Source organism: Alteromonas sp. ABH4_454 (genome assembly GCF_056311775.1).
Window position 1 is genome coordinate 536227 of sequence record NZ_CM149972.1, and the last position, 18468, is coordinate 554694.

Below are 18468 nucleotides of genomic sequence, written 5' to 3' on the forward strand. Positions count from 1 at the left end.
CTCTGATTTTGGCCCGCCTTTGGCGGGCATTTTTTTATCCTCAACTGTGATAATATAAACAATACCAATTCGCATAGATAAAGAGCTACCTGCGTGTTATCGCCATCCGCATCTACTGTTGTTTTTAAAGTTCTCTTCTGTGCATTGCTAGCTACATCTGTCGGTCAAAGCGTCATGCTAACCACGCTTCCCTCGATGGGGCGACAAGCCAACCTTTCAGAGTTTCATATAGCAACAATCATGTCGAGCTCCGCCCTTATTTTCGCCTTTGGCACTAATGTATGGAGCAAAGTAGCAAAGCGTGCAGGGTTCAAACGAATACTAATGGTGGGCCTTACTGGCTATAGCTTAGGTACCTTTGCCTTTGCTAGCGCGTGGATGGCAGGGTTTTCTGGCATTATCAGTGGTACAAACTTATTCCTAGCGCTACTGATAAGTCGCAGTTTGCAATCTACCATTATGTCGGCAACGCCCCCCTCTGCTGTAGGTTACGCTGTCGCTATAAGTTCGCCGAAGGCTCGGGTAAGTGCTATTAGTAAAGTGACCTCTGCAAGCAATGTCGGGCAAATTGTCGGTCCAGCTTACGCTGGGTTATTGGTGGGTTTCGGCTTATTAGCTCCGCTGTACAGTATTGTTCTATTAACCTTGTTAGCACTGGCACTGGTGTATTTTAAGCTGCCAGTTTTACCCCCTTTATCTAAGCAACAGGCAGCTGTGCATGCTAGCAAAGACAATCAAGCACCCACCAAAGTGCCGTATGTGTTTGTTGCTGCATGTATTTGCGTGTTTTGCGCTATGGCAATGATGCAGCAGTCGCTAGGCTTCTTTTTTATCGATTTTTATCATTACACGCCCGTTGAAGCTGCTCGACAGGTGGGTTTTGCAATGATGGTCAGCGCCGCAGCCTCTCTCACCGCACAATTTGGTTGGGTACAAAAAGGGCGTTTAAGTAAAGAAACAATGATCACTCTCGCACTTCCTCTATTGGGGTTGGCGTACTTGTTACTGTTCCTTCAACATTCATTGTTTGTGCTTTATATTGCCATGGCTTTGATGGGGCTAGGTATGGGTATGGCCTACCCATCATTAGCAGCAGCGGCAACAACCTATTGCGCGCCTTCTCAACAAGCGACCATTACCGGGTTAATTACAGCCACTACCGCCATGGGCTATGTTATAGGGCCACCACTCGCAGCAGTTGTATATCAAGTTAATATTGCCTTACCTTTCGCTGTAGCGTCAGTGCTAATTGCCGTCACCTCTTGTGTAGTCTATGTAGCGCTGCAAAGAACTAGCCGCCACAGATAAGATTTAAAGACTAGCATCACAGGCGCGCACCTGTAGTTTCATAATAGTTTTTCAAAGGTATTTATTTTTTTACCAATTATTTTTAAAAATGCGGAACCTTTTCGGGATTGGGCTATCTTACTTAATACATGAAGTCGTTGAGTGTGCGTCTTTGTGATGTGTAAATGTGTTTTCCAAGTTATGTTGTGGTTTTTTAAGGGGCTTCTTAGCCCCTTTTCTTTTGCCTGCTATTTTTCACATAAGTACTTTCAAATAACCCCCACTTCGCTGTGCTTATCTATCAATTGAAGCCAGTATTTTAAATATCTTCCCTTTAATCTAAAAAATAGAATTTAACAAACGTTATCGTTCCACCTAAAGAAATGGTAATGAGAACTATTATCAAATAAAATCCCCTTAGATTTTTAAGGAGAAGCTAATGCCTAAACCCCAACCCCGCCAAGCTGTTGTGACACAATCTGTTCGTATAACCCCTACTATGCAGCGCGTCTTTTTAGGTGGTGAAGATCTCCGCACTTTCCCTGCCGTAGGGGCGGGTGCTTATGTAAAGCTTATGTTCGATAAAAACGGAAATCCGCTCAACAAACCTACAGATATGGACCAAGTAGCAATGCGCACTTATACGGTTGCTCACTTTGATGCGGATAAGCCTGAAATGATTTTGGATATGGTTATTCACGCAGATAACGGAAAAACAGGGCCTGCTTCAGCGTGGGCTACAAGTACTAAACCTGGTGACGTAATTACAATAGCAGGTCCAGGCTCAAGCAAAGGCTTAAACGAAGATTATGACTGGGTATTGCTAGCAGGCGATATGACCGCTCTTCCCAGCATAAGAAATCATCTTGCGGCTTTACCCTCTCATGCCAAAGGCTATGCTGTAATTAAAATACAAGATAAACAAGACGCAGTTGCGCTCGAAAAACCCGACGGGGTTAAGGTGGAATGGGTTTATGAACAGTCTCTGCCCCATAGTCTTACACAGCTAGATTGGCTGGAAGGCAATCCTTCAGTTTGGGTTGCGTGCGAATTCTCAGATATGCGAGCAATACGAGCATGGCTTAAGGATGAAAAAGCGTTGGCTCACGATAGTTTGTATATCAGTAGCTATTGGAAAAAAGGTCGAAGTGAAGACCAGCATAAAATAGAAAAGAGACAGGATAGTGAAGCCTTTGCCAAGACCATGGCTTAATGCCCTACTCATTGTTCTGTAGTGTTTGCAACTGTTTGTAAATTCTGCATTAAAAATTCCGTTTCATTGATTACACACCCAGATAATATCTATGATGATCAAAGATCTATGACATGGAATGCCATTTGCTGCTATTTGTATAACTGGCAAGTTTTTTCGTCAGTTTTCTCAACCAATTGTTTGGATAAGGAGAGCACGTTATGAACAATGATCGTATTGAAGGTAATTGGAAAGAAATGAAGGGTAAGGTACAACAGAAATGGGGTAAGCTTACTGATGATGACCTAGACGTAATTGACGGTCGCCGTGAAGAATTAGTAGGTAAGATTCAGCAGGAATACGGCAAAAGCCGCGACGAGGCTGAAAAAGAAGTAGACGCTTACTTCAATTAATAATTTATATTTACCCCAAGGTAATTAAACAAAGGCAATGTTTTTAACAGATATTAGCTTTTGTTACCGCAAATTCTAAAGGGCCACAACATAATGTTGTGGCCTTTTTTGTTTGTTTTTAATGCAGTATTTAAGACTAATGCTGTGGCGGGCTAATAAGATAAGCTTGCCCATCTATTAGCCGTTTCTTATCGCCTCCAAGTAATAAAAATATTTTACTCATCTACCTTCGGCTGTAGATTTTCACGTACTTCTCTAGCATCAAAACTGGTTGCCGAAGTAGGCCGAGTGCCTTTACCCAGCTCTATGCTTAGAATACTCTCGATTTCACTTTTTTGAGAGCCCCCGACAAACACTCCGGTTTCAAATTGGCTAGTGGGGTGATAAGACGTACGGCAAGTAAGTACACCGCAGTCAGTGACGCGTGCGTAACGTTGGCTAAAGCCGGCAGTTGGCGTGGTCTGCACCGTTTCTTTGTCTACTAAGGTTTCGCGGTCGGTAACGACAAACCAGTCATAGCCTTCCAGTAGGGTTAGCTCAGCAGCGCGCAACATCGCATAGTCCATGGCTTTCCCTTTATCTGTTCCTTTTGCCTTGAAATGTACGCGGTATTGGGTATCACTTAACTTACTTTCGTTGTAACCAAAACCGCCTTTATCTGCTTGTCTATAATCAGGTTGACTTGCACAGCCCGCCATAATCAATACCGCAAGTACTAACATAATTTTAGTTTTCATCATCTACTCCTTCGGCTTTCTCAGCTAGCCAAGTTGCTTCAATTGCGTTTTTTTCTTGCTCTCGGTTTAATGGCGCGGACGCCATCATCATATCTAATTTATCTTCTAACAGTTTGGCGCTAGTAGCCGTCTGATATTGCCCCGTATTTGCGCCTAACTCATCTAATTTATTGGCCGCAAGTTGCCAGCCGCCTTGCTTGTCTTTACAAGCAATCATTACATTGAGTTCATCTTGAGACGTCACTTCAGCCTGTCGGCAAAAGTTGAAATCAGTGTTCAAAAAAGACAGTTTAGGCGTCACCGATACGCCAGATTTAAAAGCGGTAGTCTCTCCACTTAAATTACTGTCGAGCACAGACGACACATTAGCCCAGTGTGAAGGTTGTGAAGTATCAGCACCTTGTTGATTAAAGAATACCAAACCAGCTAAAACCGCCACGCTTGCAGCTATGGCAGCAATTGAAGAAACTCCTTTCCACTTTGCTTGTCCACCGCTTGCGCCATCAGTCTGTATTCATTTTTTGAGGAAACGGCCTCACATTTTCCGCTGTGCTTTGGTTTGCTGAGCCCTCTCCATTTAAACGTTCACTACGCCCCTGTATTACGCTTTTCTCACTTAAGCGACTTTCATCACTCAAAAGCGCGACGATTTCTTTAGGGAGCGCAACTGCAGTCGCCTTTTCTGCAGCCACTTTTACTACTCTGTCTACTTCTGCAAGTGCGGCAAGACGGTCAGAAACCGTTACGTCATGTGCTATCGCCTCGCGAACCGTATCCATTTCTCCAGCATCAAGCTCTCCATCTAAGAAAGCAGAGAGTTTTTCGTCAGATAAGATCACGATAGCACCTCATTTTGCCCGTTCAGTAAGTTGGATATCTTTGTTCTGGCTCTGGCAAGACGGCTCATTATAGTCCCTGCTGGCACCTGTAAAACTTCAGATGCGTCGGCATAACTCATTCCCTGTACTGCCACCAAAGAGAGGGTTTCTCTTTGCTCACAAGGCAGTTCATCCATAGCGCTTGAAACCTGCTTCAATGTTATTGAGTGGGTTACCGTTTCATCCATATCTACATGGTCATTCGCTGATTTAGCTTCATATGAAAGGGTATCGCTAGCGTTAGTTCTCACTTTCTTCGCCCTGTATTCGTCTATCCAGCAATTTCGGCACACTCTAAATGCCCATGCCATTAGTGTAACTTGCTCAGGAATGGGTCTACTCAATAACCGTTCTAGCGTGTTCTGAAGCAAATCATCAGCATCATGTATGTTACCCGTCAATGAGTATGCAAACTTTCGTAATGACGGGACGAGTTCGGTCAACTCATCTTTCATTTTCATGTACCTTCGTGAAGATTTCCGTTATCAATACTCTATTAACGAGCCACGAGTATTTTTATTCCGTTGAATAACAATTTATTTCGAGCTTTTGTAAATTTAGGTTATCAGCCCTTCTTCGACACTCAGCGGAATTTTTCTTCTTTCTATTCGTCACTACATAAAATGGCAGCAGTGACTTAGACTCTATCTATGACCATGGCACAATTTATGCCATTCCTTCTCAAGGCACTGAACTGCTCCCATGTATTCAGTAAGGTAGCAAAATGAAGTACACACTCTTTGTCGGGATAGTAGGCTTGTTGGCAGCATCTATCTCCCAAGCGCAACTTACAGGAACATTGAATCAAGTGGTTCCACCGGTGCGCCCAATAATTGATAGAGCGCCCTCGGAATTGAAGAGCATTCGAGAGGAAGCAAGACGAAAGGTGCAAACGTCTATCGATGGCGCCAGAGGCCTATCTTCATTGGCTTCAGGCGTTGTTGGCAAGGTCCCCGCCCCCCAATTTGTTGCTCCTACGGCCACGACTATATTATCTGCGTCGGGTCAGAAAATTATCAAAGAAGTTAGGTTAGAAAATGGTTTTCTTGCCGTTGAAAAGGAGTGGCTTTTTATAGGTGAGGAAGCCGATAAAGCATATTTCAATGGCACGAATATAGAAATACTAGAGGCACAGTTTTTACCTGCACTCTCTCAGTGGCTTTATAAAGTAAAGGTAACAGGGGATGAAGATGAAGTGTCGTATATTCGCAACAGCTTACCTAAAAACCTGCAGTCTCAAATAGGACGTAATCATATTTACTTATCCCAAAACGAAGTGGCTACGAACAAAAGCGAACCAGAGCTTAAACATGAGTCAAAAGCATCACCGCAAAAATTTGAATCTTGTTCGACACCCTTGCGCATCGGGATGGTTGATACCCATGTTGTGTCTCCCCACCCAATGCTGTCGCACATTAGCCTAAAACAAGCCTCTTTTATTGTTGGTCAAAGCCAGAAGAATGAGCATGTTCAAGATAGCAATATGAGCAGTGAAGGTGATGGAAAAATTATAGGGCAGCCATCTTCCCAAGAAAATACCGTAGCCTTTTCCTCAGATCACGGTACAGCAGTAGCAAGCTTAATAGCGGCGTCGCTACCTGAGTCAAGCCAAGTATTTAACGCTAGTGTATTTTACTCGCGCAATAGTGTTAGCCAAGGTGCAACGCTTATGTCGTTAATTGAAGGCCTTAACTATTTAGCATCACAGCAGGTTGATGCCATAAACATGAGCCTTGCAGGGCCCGACAATCCTATTTTAGCGCGTGTTATACAACAGTTAGATACAAACGGCATACAAGTTATTGCAGCTGTAGGTAACGAAGGGCCAGCCTCTTTACCCTTATATCCTGCAGCCTACCCCGAGACACTTGGCATAACCGCAGTGGATAAATCACATGCAATATACAGGTGGGCCAACCAAGGTGACTATGTAGATTTCGCTGCATTTGGCGTATCGGTTGATGCCGCACACCCTAATGGAAAAACAGTTAGGCAAACAGGAACCTCAATGGCCTCCCCTCGTGCCACTGCGCTGTACGCCTGCTTTTTCCGCACAGAGCAGCAAAGACACGCCGCCTTATTAAAAATGCAGAAAATAGCTTTAGATGCTGGTAGCCCCGGACGGGACAAGGTATTCGGCTTCGGCGTACTGCCTTAAAATACAACCCTATTCATATTGGCATTAACGTTCACTAGAAATGAACGTTAATGCCTAACTCGGCAATAGTTTCTTGGTAATTTGCTCCATCGACTGTAGAAGCAAAGTCTCCGTATTGGGTAGACAATTTGATATCCACATGATCATAAACGGCGTAGTCTGCACTCATTTCAACAAGGTGCCTGTCGTCTTCCCTGCCTGTACCTCCATCTTGTTCTGAAGCGTAATCGCGCACGTCTAGCTGGTAAGCAACCTTGAACTCAAGCGGCTTACTAAACACCGTAAATGGATAAGTGTAGGCAAGGTCAATGCCCTTCCCTGTATAATCAAACGCATTGTCCTGCGCATCTTCATTTTGGTATTTAAGGGCAATTTGAAAAAAATCTTCCCCTTCAAAAAAGTAAAACAGGTCACTGCGTACGGCAACAGCTTCACTATCACGAATTGGTGTGTCCTCAGGCGTGTTCTCAAACTTCTTGTCGATAAGGTCGCTACTAATACGCAAATAAGCTCGCTGTCCTACCAGTTTTCCCGCAGATAAACCATATTGTTGATAGGTAAGAAAATCGTGCCCATCAAGCTTAGCGCTGGCGTGATAGTAATGCGCACCTAGTTTTGCAAAGTCTAACGTATACTTAGTGCTTGCAGATAAAGTGGTAAGCCCAAGATCGAACTCGCTGAGGGTTTGGTATTTGGTATTTGCCTGGCTTATCGAGAGCTCATTTTCCCACTTATCCGTTGGCTTCACTGAAACTTTTAAAAGTGCTTTTGACTGTACAGCGCTGTCGTCCACATTAGAATTTGTGTCCAGCTCACTGACACTTACGTTACTATCGTGGCGATAGCCTACATAACCAGAGCCTGAAAACGAGATAACTTGCTTCTCTTCATCTGTACTTCTTGCATCATTAGTTACTTTTGACTGACTGTCGTTGCTTGCATAGGCTGTACTGCTGGCTATTAATGCGGTAACCGTAGCAAGACCGATGCATTTGCGACTATCCAGGGTAAATAAAATTTTCTTGAGTGAACGTTGAAATGGTGGGGTTTTCATTATTACTACCTACTACAGAGAAAGTGAAACTCGGTGTTTTCAACTATGAATGGGTTGTGCGAGGAAGTTAGGAGGGAAGCTCTCCCTCCTCCTAACCGTTGAGGCCCATACGTTAAAGACCTAATGCACCCGAGATATTTGAAGCAACGTTATCGTTTACTGTGCTTTCCACAGTGTTTGCAACCGATGCCTCTACCGTGCTTTCTACAGTGTTCGCTACCGTGCTCTCGACGGTACTCTCTACCGTATTTCCTACATTACTTGCTACCGTTGCAGCAATCGCCCCTTCGACGGCGGTAGCGACAGTGCCAGTTACAGTATTGGTCACCGTACCCGTTACTGTGTTGGTCACGGTTCCCTCTACTGCACTTTGAGCGGCTCCCGAAGCCGTGCTTGCTGCAGCATTTTCCACTTCACCTTCTGGCTGTGCATTCGGTTCAACAGATCCTAATGCTGACGACAAAGCTGAAGTCGAACCAGACACGTTACCCGTAAGCGTTCCTGTCACCGATGCTGTCATTAAATTCGCCGTGTCTGATGTCGCTGAAACAACGCCTTCAAGAGAAGCCTGCGAGTTAACCAGTGAAGATGTTGCGTTTGTAGACAGCTGTTGAGCGCTATTTGCCAAGAGGCTAGTGTTTGAAGTAGTCGTTTGTGCTACTTCATTTGCCGCTGCTTGATCTGAGACTGCCTTCAGTGCTTTCTTCGGTATTGACTTCATGAGCTTGATTCAATTCTTGCCCGCTTGATAAGTCACTGCCTGTGTGGCTTGCCAATAGCTGTCCACTAGCATTAGCAGAACTTTCGGTAGACATTTGGCTTGGAGTAACTGTGTCGCCTTGTGCCGATGTCTGCATACTTGATTGAGCAGCAGATTGTGCGTTTGCACCATTTGTTAGAGAAACTGATGTAGACGTTGAAGCATTAGCTGAAACGTTTGCCGAAAAGGTTGCTTCTTGAGCCAACACCGACGTTGACGCCATACCTAAAGCCAATGCAATTGCAGTATTTAACTTTTTCATCCGATTATCTCCGTTGTTCATAAAGGACACTGAGATAACGATTAGATGGAAGGTTTTATTCCGCTGAGGAGTTATTTTTTCGCAAAGAATAAAAAAGCCCTGTAAAAACAGGGCTTTCTTTAAACTATTTTTCTGAAGCAGTCATGCTCTTTTCCCACCAGGGAAGAGAGTAATCTATATTTTCCGGGTCGTAGGTTTTAGCATATTTCATTTTTACCGAACTCCAAAACGCGGCTTTGAAGACAGGGTCGTAAATGACAAACTCACCTTGTTCTCGATACTGCTCAAACAGTTTTTGGTAGGCACCTACAGGTGTTAAAGGGTTGTCTTGTTGAAAAACCACATCACCACCATAGGCTTCATACAGCGCTTTAGATACTTTCCAGCTTTTTGCCATACCTTCAGCCATTGCAAGACGGTAACGCTCTAGTTCTTCATCTTGATAAGTGCCATCACTATCTAAGTCAACGGTCCACAATTTGATGACAGAATACGCAGACTGAATTTCGCCTTCATTGGGCTCTATAGCATTTTTATCTGCAAAATCGGAAAGAACAGACTCGGTAATTTTATTGCCGAGCGCACGTTGGACTAAAATATCGCGAACCTCTTTTTCTGATTTGTCAGTGAGAATTGACTGAAAACGATCAACATCCTCCTGAGAAGGCTGAAGCTCGGTATTAGATATAGATTTGTTGAACAAACGAGCAATAATCTCGTTTGCGGCTTGCGGTGTATTAATCCCAAGCGAAACTACTATGGCTGCAAATAGCACCATAGGAATTACGTTCGAACGCGTCACTTTGTATGCTTCCCTAAGTTCCAATAATTAGCACAAGCACAAGACACATTCATTTGTTATTGTAAGAATTTTCCGTTGTCTTGCGAAATGACATCTAACAGGCTTTATACTTTAGATTAGTTTTGTTTAAAATTCCACTTTCTTACGCATAGATTTTTTCGCGCCCTGTTGTTTTTTTACATCTAAACGACGGGCTTTAGCTGCTCGGCTTACCTTAGTTTTTATACGCGGCTTTTGTTCTACAGTTGCCGCCTTTATCCACGCGACAAGGCGCGCTAATGCATCTTCTCTATTTTGTTCTTGAGTGCGAAAATTTTGTGCTTTAAGTACAAAAACGCCTTCGTTAGTAACGCGACTATCTTTCGCATTCAGTAATTTGGCTTTAAGCTTGTCGGGTAACGTCGACTTATTGATATCAAATCGCAGATGTATTGCGCTACTTACCTTATTGACGTTTTGCCCCCCGCTACCTTGAGCGCGAATAGCCTGAAGTTCGGCTTCGTCCTCATCTATCGAGATAGAGCTAGTTATCTTTAATTCCATATCAGTTCCTATACTCTTAGTGGCATGGCGTATTATTTTTACTGCGTCTTTATCACGCTAATGACTTGCGACTATAACTCATCGCTTACTTGACCGTTAAAAGGTAACCCGATAGGTTAATTTATCCCCTATCTTGGAAACACAGCATGCTGACTATTTTACTTATCGTTATTTGTATCTTTGTAGGTCTTATTTGGTTTACTGCAAAAATGGATAGCAGCATAGAGTCATCGTTTAGGCCTTCGGGAAAGCTTACTCCTGTCGAGGGAGGAATTATTCACTGGCAAAAACAAGGAAATGGGCCATCACTCTTACTAATCCACGGCTTACTGGGCAATAGTAACAACTTTAATGAATTAGCCAAAACCCTCGCGCAGCATTACACGGTTTGTTCCGTAGACCGCCCTGGAAGCGGCTTTTCTAGTCGATACAAAACCACATCAGCCAGCTTTGAGCAGCAAAGCAAAATGTTATTAGAATGGATGGAAAAAGAGGGCATTGAAAAAGTCAGTATTGCGGGTCACTCGATGGGCGGGGGTATTGCATTAAGAATGGCTATAGACGCGCCTGAGAAAATCACTTCTGTGTCATTGCTATGCCCGTTAACTACGCCACTTAAAGGTGGTGCAGGCCCACTTTCCGTACTGTATATACCTAATGAATTCGTGCGCAATAGTGTAGCGAAAACCATCGCCAGCCCGTTAAGAGCAAAGTTGGGTAGAAAGCAAGTAGCGCAAATTTTTCACCCAGAACCTGTGCCTGCTTCATTCTCTGTTGAAGGAGGTGGTTTGCTTGCGCTTCACTCTCGCAGTTTTTATGAAGGAAGCCGAGACACTGTCTCTGCACAAGGCAGTTTGCATAGACAACAGTCATCTTATGGCGAAATCCAATGTCCTGTAGGCGTCTTATATGGTGAAAAGGACACTATTTTAAAGCCAAGTGAGCATATCGAAGCTGTCACTTCGGCAATAGACTCGGCTGAACATAAAGTAATTCCTGACGCTGGTCACATGATACCCATTACTCAGGCGCAAATCTGTGCAGACTTTATTGTCGAGATTGACAGTAAAGCGCGACAAGCCGACTAATGAAACACAGCGCCCATTTTTGAAGTGTGAGCATTGTGAGAGAACTCAACAATAGCCAACGCGTTTTGTCTGCCAGATTCAGTCTGTTTTAATTTACGCAGCTGGTCAGCCACACGCTCAATACCATCGTATTCCTTACACATCTCAAGAGGGGTCGATTCAAGCGTAATATTGTAGCTACTAAACCAAGTTTTCATTTGTTCACTGTCCCCTTCTGACAATGAGATGAGTAAATGATACATACGAATAAATGCAAGCTGCTTTCGGTACTCCGCTGTGCCGCTTTCAAAACCAAGCAAGGTAGTTTGCGCAAGAGATGAAGGAGAAATACCTAATATTTCAGAAGCTTGCTTTACATTTAACCCAAGTTCTTGATAAGCCCAAGTAAATGCTTTGGTTACAACACTGGTAGGAAACGGTGATCTATTCATAATTTCGCCTCTTTCATCGAACAATTTTGATGAGATATTTTTAACTCTTTGCAAGCTACTGTGCGAAATACATACCAAGTTAGTAGTTCTTATGAAATTGAGAGAGTTACTTCGATGCTACTTTTGCTAGATGCGATGAAATGCCTTCTGAATCTATGTTAAAACCGTTGTCTTGCATCCACTCAACTGCATTTTCAATAAATTCAACAAACGTAAATTCAACATTGAGCCCGTTGTACACACGTTTGAGTTGACCTTTGGTCGTTGCCTTTGCCGTCGAGTCACCTAATACAACCGCTATGTGGGTCAACCCCAAAGGTTGCATTGCCGCCGTACGCTCGCGCAGCAGCGCTTCTGCATCCGGTATTAATAGTGACTCTCCAGTAACGCAAACAATGTTACACCACACCTTTCCAAATAACCCTTCCGCGTTGGTGCGATATTCCTTACCAAAGCTTTTTACACACTCCTGATTCCAAGGTCCGTAGGCTTGTGTTACGACGGCGTCACCACACCGAGTTACAATAAATTCACCATGAGCGTAACGCATTTAAACCACCTAATTATTCCAGCAAATTATTGAATAGCACATATTCAGATACTGTATGAGATGAGTACCTTTTACTACGCGGTGTTATGTACAACGCGTAGTAAAAGTATGGTCCAAAATTTATTGAATGCGAAAAATATTATAGATGCTATAAATGTGAAGTTTATGCCGCAAGAATTGTGATCAACTCCGCAAATGTAGGGCGACCTTGAATATCCAGCGGCAACCGCAGTCTCTCAGCAATATCGCTCACGCTGATAACACCCCGAACTTCGTGACTGTCTCTGTCCATCACAAGACAGTGATGTTGCCCATAATCTTTAAGCGTTTCTATCACATCACCCACCGATGAATGCGTTAGCTCAGTATAGTCAAAAGACATGAGCGACGTTTTAGGGCGCATAAAATCGTGAACCGTTAATTCTTCGCGTTTAACTTTAAGGTCGCTTATACGTTGTATGATTTGCTGTTCGCCTACATCATGACTGGTGATAATTCCAATGAAACGATTTTCACTGTTCACCACCAGCATCATACGAACATGAGATTGACGCATAATCGACTCTACTTTTGTCGCGGGTGTTCTGGCATCAAGCACATGTGGTAGATGCTGCTTAAAGTCTGTGAAAACAGCCATGGCAGATGAATTAACGGTAATAGTGTTTTCAACAACCGGCCATGCCAATGTATCGATAGCTTCGGTTTTATATAGATTTAAGGCGTGCATACCTTTCTCCTAATCAAAAGTAAAAGAATAAGTTTTTTAAAGTGATTAAGTGAAAGAAGGCGGTCCTCGAATGATGTTATCGCGCTGCCTAGTAAAGGCTTTTGCATCAATCGTTTTACCAGCCGAAAACTGGTATTTTTCCAAGCCGCTGGTGATGTCGACAAACGAAATGCCATCATCAATGTCGTCGTCAGATACTTCAAAAGCGGAGCTTTCCCATTCGCTAATGAGAGTTGAGAGCGTATTTGCACTGTTAGACTGCCCCGCAATATTTTGCACACTTCTTCCCTCTCCCAATACGGAGACGGATACTAGTGATGAAAATAACGCTGGCAGAATAACGGCCAACAAAACGTACGAAACGCGCAAAGCGTACAACCTCTACTGAACTAAACAACATTGAAGCAAAGCAGCCACTTTTGTTACTGCCTATTTAAACTATAAGAGTATTTAGCGCGTTTAATAGAGGTGTTTAGCGCATTTTATAGACCATTAAACGACGCGTCTTCGAAAACTAACCGTGTCGCGACTCAGGTTTGGTGGGTTGTTTGCTGTACATTCGTTCTAAAAACAAGAACGAACACTCCCATTAAATGTGATGTTTAGCCAACGTAATTAGAAATACACTACATTCAACTGATCCATAAGGTGTTTTTTCAGCGGTCATTTAGCGGTTGAGATAACGCATTAACTGAAGGTCTAAACAACCTGATTGCAAGTAAGTAATAACGGAAGTGATATGAAACCAAGATGGTCCAGACCTATAGTTATTTTGCATTGGATATCTGCCATTGCCATTGTCGGCATGTTTGCTTCAGGGCTGTGGATGGTCGACCTCACATATTACAGCGACTGGTATAAGACGGCACCGCATTGGCACAAGAGTGTTGGATTAATCTTGCTTGCCATCACGGTTATTCGCTTAGTCACGCGTGTTGTTACTTCACGGCCGCCGTCACATGGCACCCCGTTAGAAAAAAGGTTAAGTCGCATAGGTCATAGGCTTTTGTACACCTTGATTATCATGCTATTCGCGAGCGGCTATTTAATTTCAACGGCCGATGGAAGAAGCATCGACGTATTTAATTGGTTTTCTGTACCTGCAATGGGCGAGTTCTTTGAAAATCAAGAAGACATTGCTGGAGAGGCCCATTTTTATATTGCGTGGTCAGTGATTGTATTGGCGATCATTCACGCGCTGGCTGCGCTGAAACACCACTTTATTAGTAACGATGACACACTGAAGCAGATGTTACGGCTTCGATGATATTGAGGAAAAAGGAGAAATGATGAAGAAGTTAACACTTGCCTTGGCCGCTGCGCTGTCTTTAAGCACCGCTAACGCCGCAGATTATGTGATTGATAGCAAAGGCGCCCACGCGTCTATCAACTTTAAAATTCAACACTTGGGCTACTCGTGGCTTACTGGTCGCTTCAACGATTTTAAAGGTACTTTTAGTTACGACGACGCAGCACCTAGTGCAGCAAAAATTATGGTGACTATCGATACCGACAGTATCGACTCAAACCACGCAGAGCGTGACAAGCACCTTAAGAGCGACGATTTCTTAAACGTTGACGACTTTCCAGAGGCGAAGTTTGTCAGTACAAAAATTGTCGATAAAGGCAACGGCATGATGGATGTAATGGGTGACTTCACGCTTCATGGTGTGACAAAGCCTATTACAATTGAAGCCAAAAAGATTGGCGAAGGCAAAGACCCATGGGGCGGCTATCGTGCAGGCTTTATGGGCACAACGACGATTGCACTTAAAGATTATGGCATCGACTATGATTTAGGTCCAGCGTCACAAACGGTAGAATTAGAGCTTCACGTTGAAGGCGTAAAACAATAGTTAACTAGCTTTTGTTCTAGCGAGCTAAACTTATGACTTAAGAAAGCCCCAACCAAGGGGCTTTCTTATCTGAAAGTGGTTAGTGAAGTTTCAGCTTAGGGCTAATAGCCTGACTTAACTTCTTCATAAGGAGCTTTAATGCACCTTTAATTTTCCCGTGTACCGCAAATTGGTGCATATTATACAAAGAAACGTACACCAGCTTAGCTAAGCGCCCTTCGATAAACATACTGCTGTTAGATAACGAGCCCATTAAGCTTCCCACCGTGCTGTATTTACTTAAGTGAACCAAGGATCCATAGTCCTTGTAAGTAAAATCTTTCGTGTCTTTTTGAGTAAATAACGACGTTATATTATGCGCAACAATATCCGCCATTTGGTGGGCAGACTGCGCTCGAGGTGGCACCCACTTGCCATTTTCTTGTTGAAAGCCACAGCAATCGCCTAACACCCAAATATTCTTATGAGATGAACTGCGAAGCTGCTTATCAACAAGAATTTGATTAGCTCTGTTCGTTTCAAAAAGCGCAAGCTTTGTTATGAAGTCCGGTGCTTTCACCCCCGCAGCCCACACCATTAAATCAGCGTCAATGCGCCCACCGTCTTTTGTGATCAGCCCTTTCGCGTCGGCTTCTGCCACCATGGTTTGCTCTTTAATGTCTACGCCCAACTTATGCAGCGCTTTTCTTGCAGAGTTTGCTATACGCTCAGGTAGCGCAGGCAATATACGCTCTCCCGCTTCCACAATAGTAATCTTAAGACGAGAAGCTGACATGTCTGGCATACCGTACGCCTTGGACAAATTCGCCACATGGTGAAGTTGCGCGGCTAGCTCAGTGCCCGTTGCCCCCGCCCCTACTATGGCGACATCAATTTTGGCGTCTTTATCTTCTTGCTGATTGATGCGGATTAGCTGATTAAGTAGCGCTCTGTGAAAGCGTTCAGCTTGCTTTAACGAGTCGAGAAAGTAGCAGTGCTCAGCAACGCCAGGTGTCCCGAAATCATTGCTCACGCTGCCAACAGCCAGCACTAACTGATCGTATTGAATCTCGCGTTCAGGTAAAACCTGTGTTCCTTCTTCGTCAATTAAAGGGGACAAGGTTATGGTTTGTGCTTGCGCGTTAAGCGAGCACATTTCACCTAATTGGAAACGATAGTGATGAGCAGCAGCGTGAATTGCGTAGTCCACACCGTCTGAATGTTTATCAATTACACCAGCTGCCACTTCATGTAAGAGCGGCTTCCAGATATGGGTTCGACTGCGGTCGACAAGGGTAATTTCGGCTTGTTTCTTTCTCCCGAGGGTGCGGCTTAAGCGACTGGCTAATTCAAGACCACCAGCACCGCCACCAACAATTACTATTTTTTGCATGGGTATACCTATTAACAATCATTCCACCTATACCGCCTTACCGTTAAAAGCGCTATACATGGCATGACTGAAACCCATGCTGATGGCTACAGACTACGCCTGAAGCTTGCGGGGTACAAGCGGATCACGGCAATAGTCTATATTTTTGGGACTAATAGTTATCTATTACATATATCTATTTAAACTTATAAGGCAAACGACGCCGTAATCATGTAGTTCCTAGGGCGTCCAGGAAAATAACGCGGCCCAGTAAAACTAGTAAAATCAGCGCGCTCAGCGTAGTCCGTATCAAATAGGTTATTCACTCGCGCATACAGCGTAATATCGTCACTCACACTGTAACTCACGCGAGCATGCACTAAATCATGCCCTTCGTACTCGTTTAGGTTTTCAGCGTCGGTAAAATAGCGTCCAACATGCTGCCACTCTAATTGAGTTTGTACCGATTTCGACACATCAAAGCTTAAGCGAGTGTTAAACTGAAGCTTGGGCGCTGTGTCGATATCATTACCTTTGATATCTTGCTCACCTGAAAGTTGACTGTGTTCATAAGTGTGCCTGGCATACGTACCAGCAAAGTCTAAGCGCAGCGCCTCGCTAAGTTGCTGGTCAAAAGCTAGCTCTACGCCTCGATGCCAAGTTTCGCCGTTACTCACATTGAAAAAGTCGCTGTCGCGGTAGATAACATTGTCTTTTTGCAGGCTATAAAGGCTAAGCGTATAGCTGCCGTCAAATAGCGTACCTGTAACGCCCACTTCGATATTATCAGCCGTTACCGAGTCAAGATCAGTAACAGTCTGCGCACGCTGTAAACGATACAGCTCGGTAGCCTGAGGGGCGCGATACCCTCTTGCAACACCTCCAAACAACTGAGTTTGCTCATTTAGTTGATAGCGAATTGAGAGTTTGGGGCTGAAGTTATCAAAATTATTTTCACTGTCTTCAGGCCTGGAATATCTACAGCCGCCAAACCCACACGCTGTGCCATCTTCACGTACACGACCTACGTTCATATTGTTGGCGTAGTCGTATTTCATGGACTCAAAACGCCCGCCAGCAGAAATAGCCCAACGCTCAGTTTCCCAGTTAAAAGTAAAGAACGGTGCGAGCAAGGTAGCGTCTACATCATAATCGTAATGCTTACCTACGGGTATGGTTTCCACCAAGAACGCAGAGCCTTCGGTAATGCTGTCTTGAGATTGGGTGAGCTCACCTTCTGTATACTCAAGGTCTAACCCCATATCTGCACTTAGGCTGTCATTGATAACGTAGTTGAATTGGGACAGTACACCAAACCCTTGTTGTGCATTCGTTTCAAGAGGCTTTCCAGGCAGAAAGTGCATGCGAAAACGCATATCTTGGTTACGTACATAAGGTGTAATTGAAAGGGCGTGACCGCCATTAAAAGTGGTGTCTAGTTTACTCCACAACCTGAAACTTTCTGCCTTTCGAAACGCCTCGGGATTAGGATTGCTTTTGGCTATTTGCGTGTCTTTGTAACTTTCAAATCCTACTATGTACCCAGCCGTTTCCTGATCTAAATGGGTATAGGTAAGTCCACTTGTGATAACCGTGTTATCCCACTCAATCCGGTGGCGAAGCGAGACTTTCTCTTGGTCCACGCCTTCTTCATCTCTGTACCCGGTGTCACGAGTTACGCTAGCTGCAATACCTACACCGCTACTACCGAAGTCTTTCCCTTCTTTAAACTTAATGCGATGAAAGCCATACGAGCCATAATCAGCACTTAATAAACCATCGCCTTGCGTGGTATCTGGCGTGATTACGTTAATAACACCGTGAATGGCATTAGACCCGTAAAGCACTGATGCAGGGCCTTTTATTACGTCAATACGCTCAGCAAGCTCGCCATGGGCCTCAAACAATTCATTAATATTGCAAAAGCCTGCTGCTCGAAGCGGAATACCGTCTTCTGCGGCTAAAATGCCTCCGCATGCTCCTGCACCGGTTAACACGGGTGAACGAAGGGCTGGTAGATATTCTTGCCCGTTACCACGCTGCACGCCTGCCCCCGCTATATAGTTAAGCGACTCTTGAATATGCTGAAATGAAAGCAGTGAAAGCGTTTCTTCTGAGATAGACGATACCGCGTAGCCAGAAGCATTCATACTACCTTGTATACGAGAAGACGTAGTTTCTATTCTTTCTATCTCATTGGTTTCTTGGGCAAGCGCGGCAGACGATAACAGTGCCGTAGTTAGCAATGAAAGTGGAAAGCTTGGGGCAAAGCGCATTATCTATCCTTATGATGAAAAATGTTTTTTTAGCAATTAGCGCTAGTGTATCGTTAATTAGAGAAAGAATGGGTTAAAAACCGATAAACTATTGCAATGTTCA

The 18468-nt window shown here is 44.0% G+C and carries 22 protein-coding genes; 7 read left to right on the plus strand and 15 right to left on the minus strand.

All coding sequences use genetic code 11. The features are described from left to right. Positions 1-144 precede the first annotated feature (144 nt). The 3 genes from ACYX4W_RS02300 to ACYX4W_RS02310 all read left to right on the plus strand — a co-directional run bounded on the left by ACYX4W_RS02300 (position 145) and on the right by ACYX4W_RS02310 (position 2892). A complete protein-coding gene (locus tag ACYX4W_RS02300; RefSeq protein ID WP_474856784.1) occupies positions 145-1308 on the plus strand; it encodes an MFS transporter in 1164 nt (387 codons plus the stop codon). Positions 1309-1726: 418 nt separating this feature from the next. After that, positions 1727-2500, plus strand: coding sequence for a siderophore-interacting protein (locus ACYX4W_RS02305; protein WP_476074550.1), 774 nt, complete (start codon positions 1727-1729; stop codon positions 2498-2500). Between the two features lie 200 nt (positions 2501-2700). After that, complete coding sequence (locus ACYX4W_RS02310) at positions 2701-2892, plus strand: CsbD family protein (protein ID WP_012519989.1); 192 nt, start codon at positions 2701-2703, stop codon at positions 2890-2892. Between the two features lie 215 nt (positions 2893-3107). On the opposite strand, the gene ACYX4W_RS02315 is transcribed toward ACYX4W_RS02310, so the two are convergent. The 4 genes from ACYX4W_RS02315 to ACYX4W_RS02330 form a co-directional block, all read right to left on the minus strand. Then, on the minus strand, positions 3108-3629 hold the full coding sequence (locus tag ACYX4W_RS02315) for a CC0125/CC1285 family lipoprotein (protein WP_476075433.1): 522 nt from the start codon (positions 3627-3629) through the stop codon (positions 3108-3110). Beyond that, positions 3619-4068 carry a hypothetical protein gene (locus ACYX4W_RS02320; protein ID WP_476074551.1) on the minus strand — a complete coding sequence of 150 codons (450 nt, stop codon included), beginning with the start codon at positions 4066-4068 and terminating at the stop codon, positions 3619-3621. The genes ACYX4W_RS02315 and ACYX4W_RS02320 overlap by 11 nt, the downstream gene beginning before the upstream one ends. A gap of 64 nt (positions 4069-4132) precedes the next feature. Continuing rightward, entirely contained in the window at positions 4133-4468 is a 336-nt protein-coding gene (locus ACYX4W_RS02325; RefSeq protein WP_476074552.1) for a hypothetical protein, read from the minus strand. Next, positions 4465-4962: an RNA polymerase sigma factor gene (locus tag ACYX4W_RS02330; RefSeq protein ID WP_476074553.1), complete on the minus strand. Its 498-nt coding sequence runs from the start codon at positions 4960-4962 to the stop codon at positions 4465-4467. Before ACYX4W_RS02330 ends, ACYX4W_RS02325 begins: the two co-directional genes overlap by 4 nt. Positions 4963-5231: 269 nt before the next feature. On the opposite strand from ACYX4W_RS02330, the gene ACYX4W_RS02335 reads away from it, so the two are divergent. Further along, positions 5232-6665: a S8 family serine peptidase gene (locus ACYX4W_RS02335; protein WP_476074554.1), complete on the plus strand. Its 1434-nt coding sequence runs from the start codon at positions 5232-5234 to the stop codon at positions 6663-6665. Positions 6666-6699: 34 nt separating this feature from the next. On the opposite strand, the gene ACYX4W_RS02340 is transcribed toward ACYX4W_RS02335, so the two are convergent. The 5 genes from ACYX4W_RS02340 to arfB form a co-directional block, all read right to left on the minus strand. After that, positions 6700-7719: an outer membrane beta-barrel protein gene (locus ACYX4W_RS02340; RefSeq protein WP_476074555.1), complete on the minus strand. Its 1020-nt coding sequence runs from the start codon at positions 7717-7719 to the stop codon at positions 6700-6702. A gap of 112 nt (positions 7720-7831) precedes the next feature. Next, entirely contained in the window at positions 7832-8440 is a 609-nt protein-coding gene (locus tag ACYX4W_RS02345; protein WP_476074556.1) for a hypothetical protein, read from the minus strand. Next, the gene (locus ACYX4W_RS02350; RefSeq protein WP_476074557.1) at positions 8382-8741 is read right to left on the minus strand and encodes a hypothetical protein; all 360 of its coding nucleotides are present in this window, start codon (positions 8739-8741) and stop codon (positions 8382-8384) included. The genes ACYX4W_RS02345 and ACYX4W_RS02350 overlap by 59 nt, the downstream gene beginning before the upstream one ends. A gap of 124 nt (positions 8742-8865) precedes the next feature. Then, complete coding sequence (locus ACYX4W_RS02355; protein WP_476074558.1) at positions 8866-9543, minus strand: hypothetical protein; 678 nt, start codon at positions 9541-9543, stop codon at positions 8866-8868. A 126-nt stretch (positions 9544-9669) separates the two neighbouring features. After that, a complete protein-coding gene (gene arfB / locus ACYX4W_RS02360) occupies positions 9670-10086 on the minus strand; it encodes an alternative ribosome rescue aminoacyl-tRNA hydrolase ArfB (RefSeq protein ID WP_476074559.1) in 417 nt (138 codons plus the stop codon). 146 nt (positions 10087-10232) lie between these two features. Here arfB and ACYX4W_RS02365 point away from each other — a divergent pair, with 146 nt between their 5' ends. Then, positions 10233-11174, plus strand: a complete 942-nt coding sequence (locus tag ACYX4W_RS02365; protein WP_476074560.1) for an alpha/beta fold hydrolase — start codon at positions 10233-10235, stop codon at positions 11172-11174. On the opposite strand, the gene ACYX4W_RS02370 is transcribed toward ACYX4W_RS02365, so the two are convergent. The 4 genes from ACYX4W_RS02370 to ACYX4W_RS02385 all read right to left on the minus strand — a co-directional run bounded on the left by ACYX4W_RS02370 (position 11171) and on the right by ACYX4W_RS02385 (position 13161). After that, positions 11171-11605 (minus strand): hypothetical protein, encoded by a 435-nt coding sequence (locus ACYX4W_RS02370; protein ID WP_476074561.1) that lies wholly within the window; start codon positions 11603-11605, stop codon positions 11171-11173. The genes ACYX4W_RS02365 and ACYX4W_RS02370 overlap by 4 nt on opposite strands. A gap of 106 nt (positions 11606-11711) precedes the next feature. Next, positions 11712-12155, minus strand: coding sequence for a hypothetical protein (locus ACYX4W_RS02375; RefSeq protein WP_476074562.1), 444 nt, complete (start codon positions 12153-12155; stop codon positions 11712-11714). A 163-nt stretch (positions 12156-12318) separates the two neighbouring features. Beyond that, on the minus strand, positions 12319-12882 hold the full coding sequence (locus ACYX4W_RS02380; protein WP_476074563.1) for a CBS domain-containing protein: 564 nt from the start codon (positions 12880-12882) through the stop codon (positions 12319-12321). 45 nt (positions 12883-12927) lie between these two features. Next, a complete protein-coding gene (locus tag ACYX4W_RS02385; RefSeq protein ID WP_039233726.1) occupies positions 12928-13161 on the minus strand; it encodes a hypothetical protein in 234 nt (77 codons plus the stop codon). Between the two features lie 460 nt (positions 13162-13621). Between ACYX4W_RS02385 and ACYX4W_RS02390 the strand changes: the two genes are divergently transcribed. Together ACYX4W_RS02390 and ACYX4W_RS02395 are read left to right on the plus strand one after the other, a co-directional pair. Then, positions 13622-14149 carry a cytochrome b gene (locus ACYX4W_RS02390; protein WP_476074564.1) on the plus strand — a complete coding sequence of 176 codons (528 nt, stop codon included), beginning with the start codon at positions 13622-13624 and terminating at the stop codon, positions 14147-14149. Positions 14150-14171: 22 nt separating this feature from the next. Next, on the plus strand, positions 14172-14738 hold the full coding sequence (locus tag ACYX4W_RS02395; protein ID WP_014951192.1) for a YceI family protein: 567 nt from the start codon (positions 14172-14174) through the stop codon (positions 14736-14738). A gap of 79 nt (positions 14739-14817) precedes the next feature. On the opposite strand, the gene ACYX4W_RS02400 is transcribed toward ACYX4W_RS02395, so the two are convergent. Further along, positions 14818-16110, minus strand: coding sequence for an NAD(P)/FAD-dependent oxidoreductase (locus ACYX4W_RS02400; protein WP_476074565.1), 1293 nt, complete (start codon positions 16108-16110; stop codon positions 14818-14820). Positions 16111-16295: 185 nt separating this feature from the next. Next, entirely contained in the window at positions 16296-18365 is a 2070-nt protein-coding gene (locus ACYX4W_RS02405) for a TonB-dependent receptor (RefSeq protein ID WP_476074566.1), read from the minus strand. Between the last annotated feature and the right edge of the window lie 103 nt (positions 18366-18468).

Bases quoted from the DNA above. Each gene is read 5' to 3' on its own strand.
- ACYX4W_RS02305 (WP_476074550.1), top strand. From the start codon at position 1,727: ATGCCTAAACCCCAACCCCGCCAAGCTGTTGTGACACAATCTGTTCGT.
- ACYX4W_RS02310 (WP_012519989.1), top strand. From the start codon at position 2,701: ATGAACAATGATCGTATTGAAGGTAATTGGAAAGAAATGAAGGGTAAG.
- ACYX4W_RS02315 (WP_476075433.1), bottom strand. From the start codon at position 3,629: ATGAAAACTAAAATTATGTTAGTACTTGCGGTATTGATTATGGCGGGC.
- ACYX4W_RS02330 (WP_476074553.1), bottom strand. From the start codon at position 4,962: ATGAAAGATGAGTTGACCGAACTCGTCCCGTCATTACGAAAGTTTGCA.
- ACYX4W_RS02335 (WP_476074554.1), top strand. From the start codon at position 5,232: ATGAAGTACACACTCTTTGTCGGGATAGTAGGCTTGTTGGCAGCATCT.
- ACYX4W_RS02340 (WP_476074555.1), bottom strand. From the start codon at position 7,719: ATGAAAACCCCACCATTTCAACGTTCACTCAAGAAAATTTTATTTACC.
- ACYX4W_RS02345 (WP_476074556.1), bottom strand. From the start codon at position 8,440: ATGAAGTCAATACCGAAGAAAGCACTGAAGGCAGTCTCAGATCAAGCA.
- ACYX4W_RS02350 (WP_476074557.1), bottom strand. From the start codon at position 8,741: ATGAAAAAGTTAAATACTGCAATTGCATTGGCTTTAGGTATGGCGTCA.
- arfB (WP_476074559.1), bottom strand. From the start codon at position 10,086: ATGGAATTAAAGATAACTAGCTCTATCTCGATAGATGAGGACGAAGCC.
- ACYX4W_RS02365 (WP_476074560.1), top strand. From the start codon at position 10,233: ATGCTGACTATTTTACTTATCGTTATTTGTATCTTTGTAGGTCTTATT.
- ACYX4W_RS02370 (WP_476074561.1), bottom strand. From the start codon at position 11,605: ATGAATAGATCACCGTTTCCTACCAGTGTTGTAACCAAAGCATTTACT.
- ACYX4W_RS02375 (WP_476074562.1), bottom strand. From the start codon at position 12,155: ATGCGTTACGCTCATGGTGAATTTATTGTAACTCGGTGTGGTGACGCC.
- ACYX4W_RS02380 (WP_476074563.1), bottom strand. From the start codon at position 12,882: ATGCACGCCTTAAATCTATATAAAACCGAAGCTATCGATACATTGGCA.
- ACYX4W_RS02390 (WP_476074564.1), top strand. From the start codon at position 13,622: ATGAAACCAAGATGGTCCAGACCTATAGTTATTTTGCATTGGATATCT.
- ACYX4W_RS02395 (WP_014951192.1), top strand. From the start codon at position 14,172: ATGAAGAAGTTAACACTTGCCTTGGCCGCTGCGCTGTCTTTAAGCACC.
- ACYX4W_RS02400 (WP_476074565.1), bottom strand. From the start codon at position 16,110: ATGCAAAAAATAGTAATTGTTGGTGGCGGTGCTGGTGGTCTTGAATTA.
- ACYX4W_RS02405 (WP_476074566.1), bottom strand. From the start codon at position 18,365: ATGCGCTTTGCCCCAAGCTTTCCACTTTCATTGCTAACTACGGCACTG.